The organism is Halopseudomonas yangmingensis (assembly GCF_900114825.1).
Classification (GTDB): Bacteria; Pseudomonadota; Gammaproteobacteria; order Pseudomonadales; family Pseudomonadaceae; genus Halopseudomonas; species Halopseudomonas yangmingensis.
In genome coordinates, this window is the sequence record NZ_FOUI01000020.1 from 13,489 (window position 1) to 32,844 (window position 19,356).

Genomic DNA, 19,356 nt, shown 5'->3' on the forward strand with positions numbered 1-19,356 from the left:
CCTCAGTCAAGGCCGAGCAGGGCCTGGCGCAGGGCCGGGCTGCGGGTTTTCGGGTCAAGCCAGATGGAGAAAAACGCCCGGGAAAACGCCTCGTCGGCGACCACATGCTGCAGCTGGCCATCGACATAGAAGCGACTGCCGGCACCCGGCAGGTGTACGCCAATGATCTGCTTGCCGGGGCTCACATCAACGAAGGCCTGGCGCATCTCGGCGGCCCAGCGCTGCAGGTGGTCGTCGGCAACGCGGCGACCCTGCACCCGGCGAATCTCGTCGACGCTGGTGCTGACCAGCCGCTCGCGGCTGATCTCGCGGGCATAGGTCAATTCAAGGGCGAAGGGTTGCTCGAACAGCTGATCGGGCTCAGAGGCCCACAGCCGTGCTGAGTAGATTGGCAGGCCAAACCAGCTGAAACTGCCCTGACCGATCACCTCGACCTCGGGCAGACTGGCCTTCCAGTCGGCCTGGGCCTTGCCCAGACATAATAGCGCCAGCAGAAACACAACGGACACTGCGCGCATCTGGCAATGACGGATGATGGCTTGCATTACATGGCTCCACAATAAGTGTACTTATCTTGTACATTCGCACATCACAACATTCAATACAAACATTGCCTCAGGCCTGGCAGCCCGACAAAGCAAGGCGCCTGCATGCCCATGAATAGCCAGTAATTCTTGTACAAGAACCGACGAAAAAATAACTCCACAAATTCATATCAATATATGTCATGGTTTTAAGGCAACCCTGACTGGCCGCGTCAGCGCGGGCAGGCGCAGACAACAAGGAGTAGACCATGTCATTTTTCAACAAGATTCTGGCAAAACTGGGCATCGGCAGCGCCGAAGCCGCACCAACCCAAACAGTAGCGACTGACCCAAAACCTGAGGCGATCACTACGCCTGCTGCACCAGCGGCCATTGCTCTGGTGGATGTGGTTGCCCAGCTTGAACAAAAAGCCGCAAGCAATCCGCAAAAACTGAACTGGCGCACGTCGATTGTCGACCTGCTCAAACTGCTGGATATTGACAGTAGCCTGGGTGCTCGCAAGGAACTGGCGACAGAACTGGGCTGCCCGGCTGAACTGATGACCGACTCGGCACAAATGAATATGTGGCTGCACAAAACCGTGCTGGCGCGCATCGCTGCGAACGGTGGCAATGTTCCAGCCGACCTTCTTGACTAGGAAACAACACAATGCAGATCACTGACCTTCTGACCCAGATGGGCGGCATTCAGTCTGTGGCGAAAGAGCTTGGGGTAAGCGAGAGCGATGCCCTGAAAGGAGCCGAGACCCTGTTGCCGGCAATTCTTGGCGGCATGAAAAAGCAGGCGCAGAGCCAGTCTTCAGGTCTGGGTGGACTGGGCGGTCTGCTTGGACAACTGGGTGGCAGCGGGCTACTCGATCAAGTGCTGGGCAGCCAACCCACAGATACCAGCCAGGGTAACAACATTCTCGGCCAGATTTTTGGCTCCAAGGATGTCAGCCGGACAGTTGCCCAGGATGCAGCAGCACGCTCCGGGCTGGACCCGACGCTGTTGAAACAGATGTTGCCGATGCTGGCTATGCTGGTTACCGGCTTTATGAGCAAGCAAGGCGCCACTTCGGCACCGCCTCAGAGTGGCGGACTCGGTGGACTGCTGGGAGGCATGCTCGGCGGCAATCGACAGGAGTCATCAAGCCTGCTGTCAATGCTTGATCTGAATGGCGACGGCAACCCTCTGGATGACATCCTGCGCTTGGCGGGCAAGTCCAGAAGTTGAGGCAAAGATGTAGCATTCCAGGGCAAACAGCCCATGCAGAAAACGCCCCACAGGGGATCAAACAGGAGTATCGCGATGTCAGGCAAATTTGAAGTCTACAAGGACAAGGCCGGCGAGTTCCGCTTCCGACTGAAGGCAGGCAATGGCCAGAACATTCTTGGCAGCGAAGGCTACAAGGATCGTGCAGGCTGCATGAACGGCGTTGAGTCGGTAAAGAAAAACGCTGCCGATGATGCCCGCTATGAACGCAAGGAGACCGCCAGCGGCAAATTCATGTTCAACCTCAAGGCAGCTAACCACCAGGTGATTGGTACCAGCCAGTCCTACGAGTCGGAAGCTTCCCGCGACAAGGGCATCGAGTCAGTGAAAAACCATGCGCCGGAAGCCAAGGTCGTCGAAGTAGAGGACTGAGGCGCAGCAGCAGACTGCCCTGACTGCGTGCGGGGCAGTCTTTCCCGAACGCCTCTCCCCCCTGGCACAGGCCCGGCATGTCTCTGCCCGGCAGTTCGACGGCATGCTAGATTAGCGCACCTGCACAAGCAGGTTTCTTCAGCTTCGGAGTAGCGCATAGCATGTCCCCCTTGCAATTACTGTTGTTTGTTGTGGGTCTGGTGTTGTTGGTGGCTGGCGCCGAAGTGCTGGTCAAGGGCGCCTCAAGACTGGCAGTCGGTTTTCGCATATCACCACTGGTGATTGGCCTGACAGTGGTTGCCTTCGGCACCAGCGCGCCGGAAATGGCTGTGAGCGCTGGCGCGGCGCTATCCGGCCAAGGTGATATCGCTCTGGGCAATGTGCTGGGCAGCAACATCTTCAACGTGCTGTTCATTCTGGGTCTGTCGGCACTAATTGCCCCACTGGTGGTGTCCCGACAATTGATCCGGCTGGATGTGCCGCTGATGATTGGCGCCAGCCTGCTGGTAATGTTGTTGTCGATGAATGGGCTGCTGGGGCGACTTGAAGGCCTGCTACTGATGGCCCTGATTGTCGCCTATACGGTATTTCTAGTGGTTTCCTCACGCAATGCCAGTCGCGCTGCCAGTGAGGCTGAAGAGCTGGACGTGCCGACAACCGCCGGTTCGGTGCCACTCAACCTGCTGTTTGTGGTGGGCGGACTGGTGATGCTGGTGCTGGGTGCGCGCTGGCTGGTTGATGGCGCAGTCGCGATGGCCGCCAGTCTTGGCATATCCGAACGGGTAATCGGACTGACCATAGTGGCAGCCGGCACCTCGCTGCCGGAGGTAGCAACCTCGGTGATTGCCAGCCTGCGAGGGCACCGCGACATTGCGGTGGGTAACGTGGTCGGCAGCAACCTGTTCAACCTGCTGGCCGTCCTTGGCCTGGCCAGCTTTCTTGCACCGCAGGGCATTGCTGTGTCTGCCGAGGTGCTGCGCTTCGACATGCTGATCATGCTGGCGGTGGCGATTGCCTGTCTGCCGATCTTCTTCAGCGGCCTTCGCATCAATCGCTGGGAAGGCTTGTTGTTCCTTGGCTATTACGTGATCTATACCCTGCATCTGATCCTGGCCGGCAGCAACACCACGGTCTATCAGAGCCTGTCCAGTGCCACCCTGTTCTACCTGTTGCCGCTGACAGGACTGACCCTGATGGTGCTAATGTGGCAGGGCTGGCGTGAGCACGGCGGGCCATTCAAACGCTAGCAGGCATTTCCTGCATGCCCCAAGGCAAGCCTTGAACTGGCGAAGCGAAGACAGTCCGGGGGTGCGGCAGGCCCGCACTCCCGCTACAATCCGCCCTTTGCCTGCCAACGGTTGCCGCCATGTCCCTGCCTGCCCACCATATCGAACTGCTCAGCCCGGCGCGTGATGCCGGGATTGCCCGCGAGGCCATCCTGCATGGTGCCGATGCGGTGTATATCGGCGGGCCCGGCTTCGGTGCGCGGCACAACGCGGCCAACAGCGTCGCCGACATTGCCGCGCTGGTGCCCTTTGCCCACCAGTACCATGCGCGGGTGTTCGTCACCCTGAATACCATCCTGCATGACGACGAACTGGAGCCGGCGCGCCGGCTGATCCACCAGCTGTACGACGCCGGGGTGGATGCGCTGATCGTGCAGGACATGGGCGTGATGGAACTGGATATCCCGCCGATTGAAATCCACGCCAGCACCCAGTGCGATATCCGCAACCTGGACAAGGCCAGGTTTCTCGGTCAGGCCGGTTTCTCGCAGCTGGTACTGGCGCGCGAGCTGAGTCTTGAGCAGATCCGCGCCATTCATGAAGCAGTAGACACCCCGCTGGAGTTCTTTGTGCACGGCGCGCTGTGCGTGGCCTTTTCCGGTCAGTGCAATATCTCCCACGCGCAGACCGGGCGCAGTGCCAACCGTGGCGACTGCTCGCAGGCCTGCCGGCTGCCCTACACCCTGACCGACGAGCACGGCGGCGTGGTCGCCTATGAAAAGCACCTGCTGTCGATGAAGGACAACAACCAGACCGCCAACCTCGGCGCACTGGTGGATGCCGGCATCCGCTCGTTCAAGATCGAGGGGCGCTACAAGGATGCCGCCTATGTGAAGAACATCACCGCCTGGTATCGCCAGCAGGTGGATGCGGTACTAGCCGAGCGCCCGCATCTGGCGCGCGCCTCCAGCGGGCGCAGTGAGCACTTCTTCATTCCTGATCCGGACAAGACCTTCCACCGCGGCAGCACCGATTATTTCGTCAATACGCGCAAGCTGGATATCGGCGCCTTCGATACCCCGACCTTTACCGGGCTGCCGGTCGGCGAGCTGCAGCAGGTGCGCAAGAACGACCTGCTGGTCAGCAGCCATGAGCCACTGAATAACGGTGACGGCCTGAATGTGCTGGTCAAGCGCGAGGTGGTCGGCTTCCGCGCGAATATCGCCGAGCTGCTCAGCCAGCATCAGGACGAGGACGGCCAGCCGCGCTGGCACTACCGCATCGAACCCAACGAACTGCCCGAGGCGCTGCGCCGTGCGCGCCCCGGCCAGACCCTGAGTCGCAACCTCGACCACAACTGGCAGCTGGCGCTGCAAAAACCCTCGGCCGAGCGCCGTGTCGGCCTGCACTGGCAACTGAGTGGCGATGCCGGCGCACTGACCCTGAGTGCCCGCAGCGAGGATGGCGTGACTGTCAGCCAGAGCCTGGAAGGCCCCTTTGAAGCCGCGCAGAACGCCGAGCGCGCGCGCAGCCAGATCGAGGACCTGCTGACCCAGCTGGGCAACACCCTGTACCACTGCGAGGGCATCGAACTGACACTGGCGGAGCTGCCCTTCGTGCCGCTGTCACGCCTGAAGGCGCTGCGCCGCAGCGTGATCGAGCAACTGGATGCCGCGCGCCTGGCCGCCCACCCGCGCGGCAGCCGCAAGCCGGTCAGTGTACCGCCGCCGGTCTATCCGGAATCGCACCTGAGCTTTCTGGCCAACGTCTATAACGCCAAGGCGCGGGCCTTCTACCAGCGCTTTGGCGTCGAGCTGATCGATGCCGCCTTCGAGGCCCACGAGGAACTCGGCGAGGTGCCGGTGATGATCACCAAGCACTGCCTGCGCTTCTCCTTCAACCTCTGTCCGAAACAGGCCAAGGGCGTGATCGGCGTGCGCAGCAACGCCAAGCCGATGCAGCTGGTGCACGACAACGAAGTGCTGACCCTGAAGTTCGACTGCAAGCCCTGCGAGATGCACGTGATCGGCAGGATCAAGGGCAACATCCTGCGCCAGCCGCTGCCCGGCAGTCAGGCCTCGGTGGTGGGTTCGATCACCCCGGACGACTTGCGCAAGACCATCCGCCGCGCCCCGCACTGAGGCGGAGCGCGACGGACAGCATGCCCGGGTGAGGCTCAGGCACAGCGTTGGCTGCGCTGGCGCTCCTGTTCAACCAGTTCCTTCTTCGACAGCTTGCCGACCGGGGTTTTCGGCAGGCTGTCACGGATTTCCATCGCCGCCAGCCGTTCGTGCTTGCCCAGCCGCGACGCCAGAAACGCCTGCAGCTCGGTAAAATCGAAGGGCTCGGCAGCGGCGCGCAGCTTGATAAAGGCCTTCGGCGCCTGACCGCGATAGGCATCGTCAATACCGATTACCGAGACCTCCTCCACCGCCGGATGCTCGTAGATCGCCTCCTCGATGATCCGCGGATAGACGTTATAGCCGCTGCACAGAATCATGTCCTTGGTGCGATCAACGATATACAACCAGCCCTGCTGATCCATACGCGCCACATCACCGGTGCGCAGGAAGCCGTCACTGGTCATCGACTCCGCGGTGGCATCGGCACGCTTCCAGTAACCCGTGGTGATGTTCGGCCCGGCAATGCACAGCTCGCCCTCCTCGCCCGGCGCCACCTCCCGCTCACTGCCATCCAGCGCCAGCAGGCGCACCCGGCAACCGGGTGCCGGCAGGCCGCAGGAGCCATTACGCGGCTCGGCATCGGCCGGCGTGAAGGTGCCAACCGTCGAGGTTTCGGTCATGCCCCAGCCCTCGCGCAGGCGACAGCCGGCGACCTGCTGGAAGCGTTGCTGCACCTCCAGCGGCAGGGGCGCACCACCGGAATTGCAGACCTTCAGCGAGCTCAGGTCGCGCTGGGCCGTCAGCGGATGGGCGAGCAGCCCGATAAACATGGTCGGCACGCCGGGGAAGGTGCTGATGCGTTGCCGGTGAATGCAGTCCAGCACCTCAACCGGATCAAAGCGCGGATGCAGGTAAACCTCGGCGGCCATGCGCAGGCTGAACAGCATGTTGATCATCAGCGCATAGATATGGAACGGTGGCAGCACCGCCAGCACCCGCTCATTGCCCGGCGTCAGCTCGTTGCCAAGAATCGCCAGCAGCTGCGAGCAGGAGCTGGTCAGGTTGGCGTGGGTGAGCATCGCGCCCTTCGGTAGCCCGGTGGTACCGCCGGTGTACTGCACCACTGCCAGCGCTGCCTGCGGATCATCCAGCGGATGCAGGCGGCAGTCATCGCCCTGCGCCAGCAGACTGGCAAACGGCAGGCACTGGTCATTCCACTGCACCTCGGCACGCGGCCCCAGCTGCTCGGCCTGCGCCTGGCTGACCGGGCCACAGAACTCGGTCAACTGACCAACCAGCAAGCGCTGCAGACGGGTGCTGTGCAGCAACTCGGCCATGCGCGGGTAAAAGGCCGCCAGATCCAGGGTAATCATCAGATCGGTCTGGCTGTCCTCGATCTTGTGCGCCAGGGTGCGCTCGGCATCCAGCGGGGAATAGTTGACCACAGTGCCGCCGGCGCGCAGCACTGCCATAAAGCTGATGAAGTAATGCGGGCAGTTCGGCAGGTACAGGCCCACATGCACCCCCGGCCCCACGCCGAGTTGCTGCAGGCCGCTGGCAGCGCGGCGCACCAGCGCATCCAGCTCGGCATAACTGAGCTTGTGCCCAAAGAAGTCGATCGCCGGACGCTCGGGAAACTCGCGCGCTGCCCCCTCCAGCAACGCCCACACCGGCCCCACCGGCAACGCCGGCTGATGCGCCATGTGCGCGGGATAGGACTGCAACCAGGGCATCGACTGGCTCATCACCGACCTCCAATGTTGTTTTTGTATGGCTCGAAGGTAGCCGCTGGCTGTCTCGACGCCTAGACACATTGATGGCGGATATGACGGGTTATCGACCGCAGGATCCATCCCGCGGCCACTCAGGCCTCAGTTGCTCGCCACCAGATTGCCGCTGGGATTGGCTATCTGATAACGGCCGCTCTGCTCGTCTCGCTGCACGCCCGCCACCGCGACCACCGGATCATGGGTGAATACCAGCCGGCCATGACGGGCAACCAGCGAGTCGAGCAGCTCTTCCTTTTCCTCGATCAGCGCTTCGGGAAAGCGGTCATAGCCCATGGTGATCGGCAGGTGCACCCAGGGCGCACCGGGAATCAGATCGCCCGGAAACACCACCGGACCAGATGGCATGTCAAACTCGGGAATCATCAAGCCCGGGGTGTGCCCATCGCTGAAGCGGAAACGCCAGCCGTCACCCAGCGCAGCGGACTGCTGTCCATCGGCAATCAGTTCCAGCCGGCCACTGGTTTCAAGCAAATTGAGCAGCTCGGGTATGAACGAGGCCTGGTCGCGCGGGTGCGGTCGTCGGGCCCGGTGCCAATGACGCTGGCCGGTGACAAAGGAGGCATTGGGAAACAGCAGGTGTGCCGGCTGGCCCGCCTGCCAGGCGCTGAGCAGGCCACCGGCATGGTCGAAGTGCAGATGGGTAAGAACAACGACATCAATGTCCTCATGCCCGAGACCGATTTCAGCCAGGCTTTCAAGCAACACGTGGCGGTCCTCGATGACACCGTAGCGCTCTTTCAGGCGCGGCTCGAAGAAGGCGCCTATGCCGGTTTCGACCAAAATGTTGCGGTCATCTTCCTGCACCAGCAGAGCGCGGCAACTCAGGGTAATGCGGTTGTGCTCGTCTGTTTCGACCCAGCGTGACCACAGGGCCTTGGGCGCATTACCAAACATGGCTCCGCCATCAAGCCGCTGACTGTTGCCTTCCAGGGTGGTGAATGTACGCATTGCAGAGTTCTCGTTAGGTGAGGTGATACGGTCTGCGCTGTCGCCGGCGGTGCCGCTTACAACGTAAAGCTGTAGCCAACAATCAGCCGGTTCTCATCCATGTCGCTGGCAAAACTGCTGCGGTAGGTTGCGTTGCGCCAGCGCACAGACAGATTCTTCAGCAGCCCCCCCTGGACCGTATAGGCAAGATCCGTGTTGCGCTCCCATTCGCTGCCGCGGCCGCTTGCCAGTCTGATGTTGTCGCCATGGGTGTAGCGGTTCATCAGGCTAAGGCCCGGCAGGCCAAGATCGGCGAAACTGTAGTCATGGCGCAGTTGCCAGCTGCGCTCGTCGCGGTTGGCGAAGTCGTTGATCTGTACCAGGTGAACCAGGAACGGGTCAGTGCCATTGAGATAGGCGAAGCCGGTACGCCCCGCCATCTGCTGGTAGCTGGCACCGAAGCGCTGCATACCGGTCTGCCAGGCCAGCGCCAGACTGGTCATGCGGTTGTCTATATTGCTGCGCCCGGCGTTGCTGGCATCAGCGTAGCGCAGATCGGCGCTGAACCGGCCAGAGTTCAGCGTTCGGCTGTGGTTCAGCGTCAGATAGTGCTGGCGGTAGATACCATCAAGCTCACCGAAGTGATAGCTGGCACGGGTATCGGGGTTAAAGCGGTAGCTGGCACCCGCGAATTCAAAGGCATTGCTGTCAGGCTTGCCGCCTACGCTGACGTTGCGCGCACCACCCTGCACCGGTCGCATACGCTGGTGATCGGACGAATCGCGCAGGTTGATGGCGTCGAAGCGGCCCAGCTCGAAGCCCAGTGCCTCGCCACCTTTGGCCTGCAGCCAGCCGCCGCGGAAGGTCTGCGGCAACAGGCGGCTGTCATTGTGCATGGCCAATGGCAGTTGCGGCAGCAGGGTGCCGATGCGCAACAGGTGCTCATCCAGCCGTATCTTGGCGGTCAGGCCGATTTGCGCATAGTCGTCCATCGCCCGACCTTCACTACGGTCGGCCTTGAGCAGGCCGGTGCCAGTGCGGTCGGGACTGGAATCGAGCTTGATGCCCAGCAGGCCAATGGCGTCCAGACCGACACCGAAGCGGCCTGGCGTGTAGCCGGACTGCCAGTCGAGACGAATGCCCTGAGCCCATTCGTCAGCCTTGCCTTGCGCGGCACCGGACTGACGGAAGTCGCGATTGAAGTAGAAGTTGCGCAGTTCCAGGCGAGTCTGGCTGTCCTGCAGCAGGTCGGCACTGGCCGGCAGCGCCATCAGGCTTCCAAGGCCAAGCAGCACACATGCATGAAAGCGTTTCATGGTCGTCCCCTTGTTGTTTGTTATGGTTGTTCAGTCACGCACCGGCGCACTGGCATCGGCATTATCCCGGACGCTGCGAAAACGCAGAATATGGGTACGCTCGACCAGCAGGTACAACACAGCTCCGGCCGCCAGGCCCCAGCCGGCACCATAAACCGCCAGCACCACACCCATGGTGCCGGCCACGCCGCGCTCGGTATTGTTGTTGAGCTGTTCGAAGCCGACCATCAGGCAGATGTATCCGGTCAGGATCAATGTCAGTGACAGGGCAATCGGCAGTACCGGCTGGAAGAAGCTGACCAGCGGCAGCATAAACAGGGCGATAAAGCCGGTGATCCAGAAAGTGCCGGCACCACTGTAGATCGAGTCCATGGCATTGCGGCCATACTTGTAACGTTCGGCCATGGTTGCCGCAACAGCGGTCCAGATCGGCCCAGCCAAGCCCGGATAAGGCGCAAAAAAAGCATGCAGCGCGTTACGAATGGCCGTCACCAGGTGGACGCGGTCGATATTGTTCTCGATCACCTCGTCCGGGCGCAGCTCATCGGCACGCTGCATCAGTGACTGGCCGACAATGATGTCGCCGAAGGCAATGATGTAGGCGATCACGGCGGTTGGCACCGCAAGCAAAAACACCTTGAACTCCGGAAAGCCAAGCATGAACGGCAGGTAGTTCCACATCTCGCCGAACGCCGGCGTGGTGATGCCCCAGCGCACGTCCGGCATTGTGTACTCGCCAACCGCAATACCAACGATGATGGCAATCAGCATACCCGGCACCATGCCGTAGTTGACGATCTTGCGCATGAACGGCAGGCGCTCGGTCAGCCCCTTGAACGAGACCGAGAACATCAGGTACAGACAGATCAGACTACCCAGCACCAGCGAAATCGGCGTGTTGGCCAGACGCCCGCCGCTGGAAATCTCGCCCATCAGTGCGGCGATACCTGCGCCGATAATGATTCCGCCCTTCATCGAGTTGGGCACAATACGCACCATCACGCTGCCAAGCCGGGTGATGCCAAGCACCAGAAAGATCAGAAACACCAGAAACTGCAACGCAAACAGCGCCTGGATAGCCTCCGGTCCCGGCTCGAAATCACCGAGAAACAGCAACACCACCGGGATCGCCGGAGTGATCCAGCCCGGCACCATGGGCACGCCGAGCAGAGCCGGCAGCATAAACCCGATGCCGCATACCACTACATAGGCCAGCGCCACGTCATAGGGCAGACCAAGGAATTTTTCCAGCAACGGAATCATGCCCAGGCTGACCACAAACATGATCAGCGCCTGCAGCATTTCCGCCGTCTCCCAGCGGTAATGCACAAAGGGCAGACGAACCTTGAACGGACCACAGGACCAATGGGGTTGCTCGGCGCCATCGGCGCGCTTGAACACTTGCATGCTAAGCCTCCGTCGGCCGGAACGGGTCCGGCCGCTTGTTGTTGTTGTGAAACGGGTTGTGCGGGCTTACAGCCGACATATCAGAGCTGTCTGGCCCAGTCGCGCAGTACGTACTTCTGGATCTTGCCGGTCGAGGTCTTGGGCAGGTCGGTGAACACCACGGTTTTCGGCACCTTGAAGCCAGCCAGATGTTCGCGGCAAAACTGCATCAGGTCCTCGGCACCGGCCTGCAGCCCTCCCTTCAGCGCAACAAAGGCGCAGGGCGTCTCGCCCCATCGCTCGTCAGGGCGAGCCACCACTGCCGCTTCAAGTACAGCCGGGTGCCGGTAGAGCGTGTCTTCAACCTCGATAGTGGAGATGTTCTCGCCACCGGAAATAATGATGTCTTTCAGGCGGTCGCGGATTTCCACATACCCATTGGGATGACACACCGCCAGATCACCGGTATGGAACCAGCCACCGTCAAACGCCTCGGCGGTAGCTTCCGGATTCTTCAGGTAGCCCTTCATTACCGTATTGCCGCGCATAAAGATTTCACCGATGGTTTCGCCATCACAGGGCACCGGCTGCAGGCTCTGCGGATCAGCAACCATCACCCCTTCCAGGGTCGGGTAGCGCACGCCCTGACGCGACTTCAGCCGGGCCCGTTCGTCCAGTGGCAGCTCGTTCCACTCGTCATGCCAGGCGCACACGGTGACCGGACCGTAGACCTCGGTCAGCCCGTATACGTGGGTAACTTCGATACCCATGGCCTCGACCGCGCCAATCACCTTGGCCGGCGGCGCCGCACCAGCGACCATGGCCTTGACCGGGTGGTCGATGGCTGCCTTGGCCGACTCCGGCATATTGACCAGGGCATTGAGCACAATGGGCGCGCCACACAGATGCGTAACCTTGTGTTCATCAATCAGATTGAGAATTTTTTGCGGATCGACCCGGCGCAGACACACATGCACCCCGGCCAGAGCGGTAATGGTCCAGGGATAGCACCAGCCGTTGCAGTGGAACATCGGCAGGGTCCACAGATACACCGGATGCTGGCCCATGCCCCAGGTCATCTGGTTGCCCAGCGCATTCAGATAGGCACCACGGTGGTGATAGACCACACCCTTGGGGTTGCCGGTGGTGCCGGAGGTGTAGTTCAGCGAGACAGCCTGCCACTCGTCACTCGGCCAGTGCCAGTTGAACCCGGGATCACCCTCGGCAAGAAAGGCCTCGTAATCAAGATTGCTGACCGGCTCGCCTTCGCCATACTCAGGATCATCCACATCAATGACCAGAATCGGCCGATTGATCAGCTTCAGCGCGTCACGGATCACTGCATGAAATTCACGGTCGGTAATCAGCGCCCGGGCTTCGCCATGGTTGAGCATGAAAGCGATAGCTTCGGCATCCAGGCGCACATTGAGGGTATTGAGCACTGCGCCGATCATGGGGACGCCGAAATGGGCTTCCAGCATGGCCGGAATATTCGGCAGCATGACGGCCACCGTGTCGCCGACACCGATACCGCGCCCCTGCAAGGCCGACGCCAGTCGCCGGCAGCGTTGATAGGTTTCCTGCCAGTTGCGGCGAATGGCACCATGGATCACCGCAGGGTAATGCGGATAGACGCTGGCAGTCCGCTCGATGAAACTCAGCGGGGTCAGGGCGATATGGTTGACCGGTGCCTGGGACAGGCCTTCCTGAAAAATTGACATGGCAACACCTGGGCTATGTATTTGTTGGCTCTTGTAGTGACAGGTCTGGATATGACTACCAGACTTGCATGGCATGATTTATAGTTCATTTAGAATAAATATGGAACTTAACCTAAAGTATTATAGTATTTTTACTATAGGAACCCCGATTGACTACAAAGCCTGATACCTTGGGAATCGCTGATCAATTCAGATTGGCACGGTTCCAGCGCCAATCGACGGTATTTTTGATGCAGCCAACCCGAGTTGTAACAGCAGCTGGCAACACAGCTGCTCGCCAACGACCCGCAGCCCAGCCTGCTGATAACCAGCGACCTGCAGAGCCTTTGCAACCCGGCCATGCAGCGCCTGCGCGCAAACGGCACCGAGCCGACTGACTGGCTACCGACCAACCACGACGCACTGGCCAGCGCCTGCCGCCAGCAACAGCGCTGCATCGAGGACGTGGAAAGCCAGACCGCAGAACGACACCTGCTCTGGAGCTATATCCCCCAGCCAGCATTGAATGCGGTTCTGGTACGCGGACGCGACGCAACCAACAGCCTGCGCTTGCAGCACCAGGCCACCGTAGCCCACCGGCTGTACCGCTTGATCATCGAAAACACCACCGATCTGATTTCGCGGCATACACCCGACGGCATATTCCTCGATGCCTCGCCAGCCGCACGCACCCTGCTCGGCTACTCACCCGAGCAACTGCGCGGCAGCTCCATACAAAAGCTTCTGCACCCGCAGGACAGCGACCGCCTCAGCGAACGCTACCGGCGCGTACTGGAGCAGGATGGCTATCTGACCGAAACCTACCGGATCCAGCACCAGAACGGGCACTACCTCTGGTTTGAAACCGCCAGCCGTGCGATCCGCGAAACCTATACCGGCAGCGTGATCGAGGTAGTGAGTGTGTCGCGTGATATCACTGCACGCATTCACAGCGAGGAAAATCATCGCCGCCTGCAGGACGAACTGGCCCACGCCGCGCGGCTGGCAACCCTTGGCGAGCTGGCCTCGGGCATTGCCCATGAACTGAACCAGCCGCTGGCCGCCATTCTCAATTACGCCAGTGCCAGCCAGCGTTACCTGAGTGGCGCACAACAAGGGCCGGCCGAACTCGACAAGGTCGAACAGGGACTGGCCCGTATCAGCGAACAGGCCGAGCACGCGGCGGCAGTGATACGCCGGCTGCGCGGCTTTTTGCGCAAGGGCCAGCGCCGCCTGCAAACACTGGCTCCGGCGCAACTGCTGCGGGACGCGGTGAACCTCTGCGCCTGGGAAGCCAGCCAGCACCAGGTAAGCGTGGTCGAGCAATGTGCCGCTGACCTGCCACAGGTCCAGGTCGACCCCATCCTGTTGCAGCAGGTATTGCTGAACCTGCTGCGCAACGCTATCGAAGCCAACCGCGAACGTCACCCGCAGTCAGCCTCGCAGATCATCCTGCAACTCGACAGCGATGGTGGGCTGGTCCATATCCGCGTTTTCGACCAGGGTCCCGGCCTCACCGAGGACCAGCGCCAACGGATTTTTACGCCTTTCTATACCAGCAAACCGGAGGGTTTGGGCTTGGGGCTGTCGATGAGTCAGGGTATCGTAGAGGGCTTCGGTGGCGGGCTGGAAGCCTTGCCGGTGGATGCCGGCGGACTCTGCCTGCATTGCTGGCTGCCGGCCGGTTCAGAGCAGCCCTGACCAACACACCCGCGTAGCGCCATAGGAGCAGCCATGCCCGAGATGTCCCAGCAACTGGTCTATGTTGTCGATGATGACCAGGGCATGCTCGACTCCACTCTCTGGCTGTTTGACTCAGTGGGGCTCAAGGCACTGGCATTCACCAACGGCCAGAGCTTTCTCGAGGCCTGTGATCCAATGGCAAATGCCTGTGTGCTGCTGGATATCCGCATGCCGGGGATGGGCGGACTGGCCGTGCAAGAGGCCATGCGCGAGCGAGGTATCGAGCTTCCGGTTATCTTCGTCAGCGCCCATGCTGATGTCCCCATAGTGGTCCGCGCATTCCGCGGCGGCGCCGTCGACTTCATCGAGAAACCCTACAACGAGCAGCTCCTGCTTGACAGCGTCCAGCGCGCGCTCAACCGCCAACCCGTGATTGCCACCAACCAGCGCGCCCGGCATGAGGTGCAGGCCAGGCTCGACAGCCTGACCCCCCGCGAGCGCGACATCCTGCTACCGCTGGTGCAGGGCTACAGCAACCGGGAAATTGCCGAACAGTTGCAAGTCAGCGTAAAGACCGTGGACCTGTACCGCTCGCGGGTGATGAAACGGATGCAGGCCGACAGCCTGCCGGCACTGGTAGGCATGGCCATAGGCGCCGGCCTGATCGAACCCTTCAGCCTGCAGCCGCGCTGAGCCCTGCGTCCGACAGCACGTCTCCCGGGCGCTACTGACTGGCCGGGATGGCTATTGCCCAGGCGCCTACCCTGCCACCTCGACCCGGTTGCGCCCGCCATGCTTGCTGGCGTACAGGGCCGCATCGGCACGCGCAATACTGTTGCCAAGCACCTCCCCTGAACGGTACTGGCTGATACCAATACTCAGGGTGACCGGCGCGTCCAGCCCATGGCGGCCCCAGTCATGGTCAGCCACCGCCATACGCACCCGCTCGGCAATCTGCTGCGCCTGCAGGCTGTCGGTGTCCGGCAATACCGCAAGGAACTCCTCGCCACCCCAGCGCCCGACATAGTCCTGCTCGCGCAGCGTCGCCTGCAACAGCTGGCTGATCTGGCTGAGCACCTGATCGCCACAGTCATGCCCATGCTGGTCATTGATCTGCTTGAAGTGATCCACGTCCATCAGCAGGAATGCCAGTCTGGCGCCGTCTGCGTCGCTGCCGGAAATATCCTGATTGGCCAGCTCGACCATGTGCCGGCGGTTGAACAACCGGGTCAGCGGGTCGGTGGTGGCCATGCGTTTCAAGTCGCGATGCGCGCGCTTGACCGTCAGCATGTAGTACAGCGACAGGTAGCTGAACATGCCGAATACCGTGGTCAGGTTGAACAGATACACCCCCTGCAGGGCGCCGTCGGAAATCGGTTGCAGCGGCTCAACCAGCCGCGTGGTGATATTCAGCGCCACATAGAACAGCCACAGGCAGAAAACCGCAAAGGTGGCCCAGGCAAAGGAACGGTTACCCGCATACAGCGCCGGAATGAACATCAGCAGGTAATAGTGAAAGCCACTGTCCCACCCGATCAGCAGCGAGCCGAGCGCCGCATGCACCATCACCTCGATCCAGATCAGCCTGACCGCCAGACGGTTGCGGCGATTCAACAACGCCCAGTAGGCCGTGGCGTACATCGGCACACTGAGCACATTGACCCAGGCCAGAATCGGCGAGCCGAGATAGTGAAAGATGAAAAAGAAGGCAACATCCACACTTCCGGCCAGCATGCAGCAGCGCAGACTCATCAACCAGAATTGCGAGCGGGGCTCATCCAACCGACGCCGTGCTTCCATGTACCGACTTGCTCCTGCAAGGAATTACTATCGCAGTGACATTACCCTGAATCTGGTTTCATTTCACCCGGAACAGTACATCCTAGACCTCAAAACAAAGCTCATCGGTCCGCGCCGCCATGATGAAATCATTGATGTGCAGACCGCCGATATCGTGGGTCCACCAGCGCACCGTCAGTTTGCCGTACTCCACCAGCAGCGCCGGATGATGGCCCTGTTCCTCGGCCAGTTCACCCAAGCGGTTGGCAAAGGCCAGCGCTTGGGCAAAGTTCTTCAGTTTGAATACCCGCCGAAGCTGCGCCACCCCCTCAACCTCAATCTGAGCCCACGCCGGTATCTGCCGCAGCAACTCCGCCGCTTCCTGCTCTGTCACTCTTGGTGCATCTGCCCAACAGGTCGCGCAATGCTGTTCGCTCAACGTGCTCATGGACGATCTCCAGTGAATACCCCAGACTCATCAGCTTAGACCAGTGCAGATGGAACATTTTCCGGTGCGGCAACGTTAGACAGGCCAGGCACTTTCCAGGGGACCACATGCACGGAACTGACGGAGAACTGATCCGCCAGGCACAGGCCGGTGACCGCCAGGCATTCGGCCGGCTGGTGCAACAACACCAGGGGCGGGTGTTTTCATTCGTCCGGCGTTTGTGTGGCAATCCGGACAATGCGCTGGATATCACCCAGGATACCTTTATCAAGGTCTGGCACGCCCTGCCCGACTGGCGACCGGATGCCCGCTTCGAGACCTGGTTGTTACGCATCGCCCGCAATGCCTGCATCGATGTGCTGCGTCGCACACATCGTGAGCCTGAGCCGCTGCCGGAAGATGACGCACTGATCGATCCTGCGCCATCGCCCCTGCGGCAGCTGGAAGGCGGCCGCAGGATAGCTCAACTGGAGCAACTGCTGACCGGGCTGGCCCTGGCCCAACGCGAAGTGCTGCTACTGCGTGAGCTGGAGGGGCTTTCCTATCAGGAAATAGCCGCAGCACTTGAGATCAGCGAAGGCACGGTGAAGTCACGCCTGGCCCGCGCCCGCTCGGCACTGCTGCAGGCGCGCCGTACACTCACAGGAGACAGCGATGACTGAACATCCGGACATCAGCGAGTTGTCAGCCCATCTGGACGAGGAACTGGATGGCGCCAGCACCGCGCACATAAGCAGCCACCTGCTCGGCTGCCCGCGCTGCCAGGATCAGTACCGGGCCCTGCGCGAGTTGAGCCAGGATATGCAGCGACTGCCGGCCTTCGAGCCGGAACTGAACATGACCGGCCTTCTCGATCGACTGCCGCAGCGCCAGCAGCCGGGCACGCGCCATCTGCGACGCCAGCGTCTGTGGTCGGGCATGGCCGCAGCCGCGGCACTGGTGCTGGGACTGTTGATTGGTAATGGCCTGAACTCACCAGCCATCGATAACCGCGAGCCGACCTTCGCGGCGCTGGCAATCCTAGACAGTACGCCACCCGGCGCCCTGTGCCGCCAACCCGAACTCTGCTATCTCAAGGGGAACCCGCGATGAACACAGCCACCCTGCGCCTGGCGCTGATAGCCTCCCTGCTGTTCAATCTGGGGGTACTGGCCGCGCTTGGCTGGCAACAGCTGGCCGAGCGAGCGAGCGCATCCGGCACCCCGCTGCTGGTGCGCGAGCTCCAGCTGGATGACCGACAACAGCGCCAATGGCAAGACATCGAAGCGCCCTTCATGCTCGAACTCAATACCTCCACGCTGGCCATACAGCAGCAGCGCAACCAGTTGATCGACCACATCTTTGCCGAACAGCTGGACGCCGAGCTCATCCGTGCCGCGCAGAGCACGCTGGCCGAGCTGCAGAACCGGCAGCAACAACTGGTCATAGAACAGTTGTTGCGTGAGCGGGAGATTCTCGACGCCAGCCAGCGCCAGCACCTGGCCCGTTTGCTAATGCGTCAGTCGCCCCAGCGATCGGACGTGGAAACACTGCATAACGAATAAGTTGATCGGCAAAGGGAACAAAACCAGCGCCAGCGTCGTTAGCCTGAATGAAGCCAGTCGCAACAGCTGGCTGGCCAATACTCAGAATGGAGACCGACCATGCCCATCAGACTTTCCCCGATTGCCCTACCCTTTGCCCTGGCCGCCGGACTGCTGTTTTCCGGCCTCAGCCTGGCCAGCGACGGCGCTGCCATTCATCAACACGACCACGGCGATGCTCCCTTTGAACTGCACCTGAACAATGGCGAGCAGTGGGCCATTGACGCCCCGCTGAGCAAGGCCATGGGCGAGATCGGTCAAGCCATGCGTGAGTCACTGCAGGTCATTCACGAAGACCGCCTGGCAGCGGAGGATTATGTGCCACTGGCCAAGCGAGTCAATGACGGCGTTGCCTACATGGTCGCCAACTGCCAGCTACCGCCGGCTGCCGACGCGCAACTGCACATGATCATCGCCCAGCTGATGGCTGGCGCCGAGAAAATGGCCGGCAGCAGCGCCGACTCTCCCCGCGATGGTGCTGTACAGGTCATTGGCGCGCTGGACGCCTACGACAAGTACTTTGATGACCCGTCGTTTGTCCCTGTCGCCCACTAGTGTCTGTTGCCGCTTCACATTGGCAACCATCCGAAAGCACAATCCATGGCAACCACGCTTGCGTAATTTCGCTTGAGCTTGCCGAAAGGTGACGCCACCGCCCGGCGCTGCTTCAACCGGGCGGTGGCGCGACTGCGCCGGCTTACATACTGCTCGGCTGGCATAAAGCGAACCACCCTGCCCCCCTCGTTCAGCAGGACTCAGCGGACGGCCTTCACAACAGTGCCAACCTACGAGGATGATACAGAGGCAGATATCTCAGCCTGGAAGGTGTCCAGGAAATCCGGTGTGATTCAATCTCAGTGCATTGTTCAACCATCCCTGCTGGCCTGATTGATTGCTAGAGATGGGCCACCCATGAAACTCCACCAATAGCTGGGGCCATACAGGACAAGTCACGCAGCCTCTAGAACTTTTTCAGCCCTAACAAGTGCTCCTTGTGAGAGCTAGGCAGGTATACACGTTTGACTCCTCGGGTAACGCCGGTATAAAGCATCGACGCGGTACGTGACAGCTCCTGCTTGCTACCTTCTCGGGCTAGAAAAAACAAACTTTCCGGCAGGGCCAAGACTGGTAGCTCAAGGCTCTTTACATCATGCAGCATGGCTGCCACCGGGTTGGCCAGCCGACCCATTAGATATCCGGCCGGGACAGGCGTGTATGACAGG

At 61.1% G+C, this 19,356-nt stretch carries 19 protein-coding genes and 1 pseudogene; 11 read left to right on the plus strand and 9 right to left on the minus strand.

The genetic code is table 11. The annotated features are described in order from the left end of the window. Positions 1-2: 2 nt before the first annotated feature. Positions 3-545 carry a chalcone isomerase family protein gene (locus BMZ23_RS13890; protein ID WP_093478695.1) on the minus strand — a complete coding sequence of 181 codons (543 nt, stop codon included), beginning with the start codon at positions 543-545 and terminating at the stop codon, positions 3-5. Between the two features lie 248 nt (positions 546-793). Here BMZ23_RS13890 and BMZ23_RS13895 point away from each other — a divergent pair, with 248 nt between their 5' ends. From BMZ23_RS13895 to BMZ23_RS13915, 5 genes are all read left to right on the plus strand, one after another. Beyond that, positions 794-1,183: a DUF3597 domain-containing protein gene (locus BMZ23_RS13895; RefSeq protein WP_093478698.1), complete on the plus strand. Its 390-nt coding sequence runs from the start codon at positions 794-796 to the stop codon at positions 1,181-1,183. 11 nt (positions 1,184-1,194) lie between these two features. Then, entirely contained in the window at positions 1,195-1,761 is a 567-nt protein-coding gene (locus BMZ23_RS13900; RefSeq protein WP_093478700.1) for a DUF937 domain-containing protein, read from the plus strand. A 75-nt stretch (positions 1,762-1,836) separates the two neighbouring features. Then, positions 1,837-2,172, plus strand: coding sequence for a YegP family protein (locus tag BMZ23_RS13905; protein ID WP_093478703.1), 336 nt, complete (start codon positions 1,837-1,839; stop codon positions 2,170-2,172). A gap of 161 nt (positions 2,173-2,333) precedes the next feature. After that, on the plus strand, positions 2,334-3,419 hold the full coding sequence (locus BMZ23_RS13910) for a calcium/sodium antiporter (protein ID WP_093478706.1): 1,086 nt from the start codon (positions 2,334-2,336) through the stop codon (positions 3,417-3,419). Between the two features lie 119 nt (positions 3,420-3,538). Beyond that, the gene (locus BMZ23_RS13915; protein WP_093478709.1) at positions 3,539-5,539 is read left to right on the plus strand and encodes a peptidase U32 family protein; all 2,001 of its coding nucleotides are present in this window, start codon (positions 3,539-3,541) and stop codon (positions 5,537-5,539) included. A gap of 35 nt (positions 5,540-5,574) precedes the next feature. Here BMZ23_RS13915 and BMZ23_RS13920 read toward each other — a convergent pair whose 3' ends face one another. The 5 genes from BMZ23_RS13920 to BMZ23_RS13940 all read right to left on the minus strand — a co-directional run bounded on the left by BMZ23_RS13920 (position 5,575) and on the right by BMZ23_RS13940 (position 12,661). Further along, on the minus strand, positions 5,575-7,266 hold the full coding sequence (locus tag BMZ23_RS13920) for a long-chain-fatty-acid--CoA ligase (RefSeq protein WP_093478711.1): 1,692 nt from the start codon (positions 7,264-7,266) through the stop codon (positions 5,575-5,577). A gap of 126 nt (positions 7,267-7,392) precedes the next feature. Beyond that, positions 7,393-8,259: an MBL fold metallo-hydrolase gene (locus BMZ23_RS13925; RefSeq protein ID WP_093478714.1), complete on the minus strand. Its 867-nt coding sequence runs from the start codon at positions 8,257-8,259 to the stop codon at positions 7,393-7,395. A 56-nt stretch (positions 8,260-8,315) separates the two neighbouring features. After that, a complete protein-coding gene (locus BMZ23_RS13930) occupies positions 8,316-9,554 on the minus strand; it encodes an OprD family porin (protein WP_093478717.1) in 1,239 nt (412 codons plus the stop codon). Between the two features lie 30 nt (positions 9,555-9,584). Beyond that, positions 9,585-10,961 (minus strand): solute carrier family 23 protein, encoded by a 1,377-nt coding sequence (locus tag BMZ23_RS13935; protein ID WP_093478720.1) that lies wholly within the window; start codon positions 10,959-10,961, stop codon positions 9,585-9,587. Between the two features lie 80 nt (positions 10,962-11,041). Next, positions 11,042-12,661 (minus strand): acyl-CoA synthetase, encoded by a 1,620-nt coding sequence (locus tag BMZ23_RS13940; RefSeq protein ID WP_093478723.1) that lies wholly within the window; start codon positions 12,659-12,661, stop codon positions 11,042-11,044. A 339-nt stretch (positions 12,662-13,000) separates the two neighbouring features. Here BMZ23_RS13940 and BMZ23_RS13945 point away from each other — a divergent pair, with 339 nt between their 5' ends. Next, complete coding sequence (locus tag BMZ23_RS13945) at positions 13,001-14,341, plus strand: sensor histidine kinase (RefSeq protein ID WP_093478726.1); 1,341 nt, start codon at positions 13,001-13,003, stop codon at positions 14,339-14,341. 33 nt (positions 14,342-14,374) lie between these two features. Further along, positions 14,375-15,016, plus strand: coding sequence for a response regulator transcription factor (locus tag BMZ23_RS13950; RefSeq protein WP_093478729.1), 642 nt, complete (start codon positions 14,375-14,377; stop codon positions 15,014-15,016). A 66-nt stretch (positions 15,017-15,082) separates the two neighbouring features. Here the strand turns inward: BMZ23_RS13950 and BMZ23_RS13955 are convergent, their stop codons facing one another. Then, complete coding sequence (locus BMZ23_RS13955; protein WP_093478732.1) at positions 15,083-16,123, minus strand: GGDEF domain-containing protein; 1,041 nt, start codon at positions 16,121-16,123, stop codon at positions 15,083-15,085. A gap of 82 nt (positions 16,124-16,205) precedes the next feature. After that, positions 16,206-16,550 carry a 4a-hydroxytetrahydrobiopterin dehydratase gene (locus tag BMZ23_RS13960; protein ID WP_093478735.1) on the minus strand — a complete coding sequence of 115 codons (345 nt, stop codon included), beginning with the start codon at positions 16,548-16,550 and terminating at the stop codon, positions 16,206-16,208. A 107-nt stretch (positions 16,551-16,657) separates the two neighbouring features. Between BMZ23_RS13960 and BMZ23_RS13965 the strand changes: the two genes are divergently transcribed. The 4 genes from BMZ23_RS13965 to BMZ23_RS13980 all read left to right on the plus strand — a co-directional run bounded on the left by BMZ23_RS13965 (position 16,658) and on the right by BMZ23_RS13980 (position 18,688). After that, positions 16,658-17,212: an RNA polymerase sigma factor gene (locus BMZ23_RS13965; protein WP_093478738.1), complete on the plus strand. Its 555-nt coding sequence runs from the start codon at positions 16,658-16,660 to the stop codon at positions 17,210-17,212. Next, positions 17,205-17,642, plus strand: coding sequence for an anti-sigma factor family protein (locus tag BMZ23_RS13970; RefSeq protein WP_058090684.1), 438 nt, complete (start codon positions 17,205-17,207; stop codon positions 17,640-17,642). Before BMZ23_RS13965 ends, BMZ23_RS13970 begins: the two co-directional genes overlap by 8 nt. Further along, a complete protein-coding gene (locus BMZ23_RS13975; RefSeq protein ID WP_093478741.1) occupies positions 17,639-18,094 on the plus strand; it encodes a Spy/CpxP family protein refolding chaperone in 456 nt (151 codons plus the stop codon). Before BMZ23_RS13970 ends, BMZ23_RS13975 begins: the two co-directional genes overlap by 4 nt. Positions 18,095-18,193: 99 nt before the next feature. Continuing rightward, positions 18,194-18,688: a hypothetical protein gene (locus BMZ23_RS13980; RefSeq protein ID WP_058090682.1), complete on the plus strand. Its 495-nt coding sequence runs from the start codon at positions 18,194-18,196 to the stop codon at positions 18,686-18,688. A gap of 406 nt (positions 18,689-19,094) precedes the next feature. Here the strand turns inward: BMZ23_RS13980 and BMZ23_RS15075 are convergent. Next, positions 19,095-19,356: pseudogene (locus BMZ23_RS15075) on the minus strand (hypothetical protein); the annotation flags it as partial.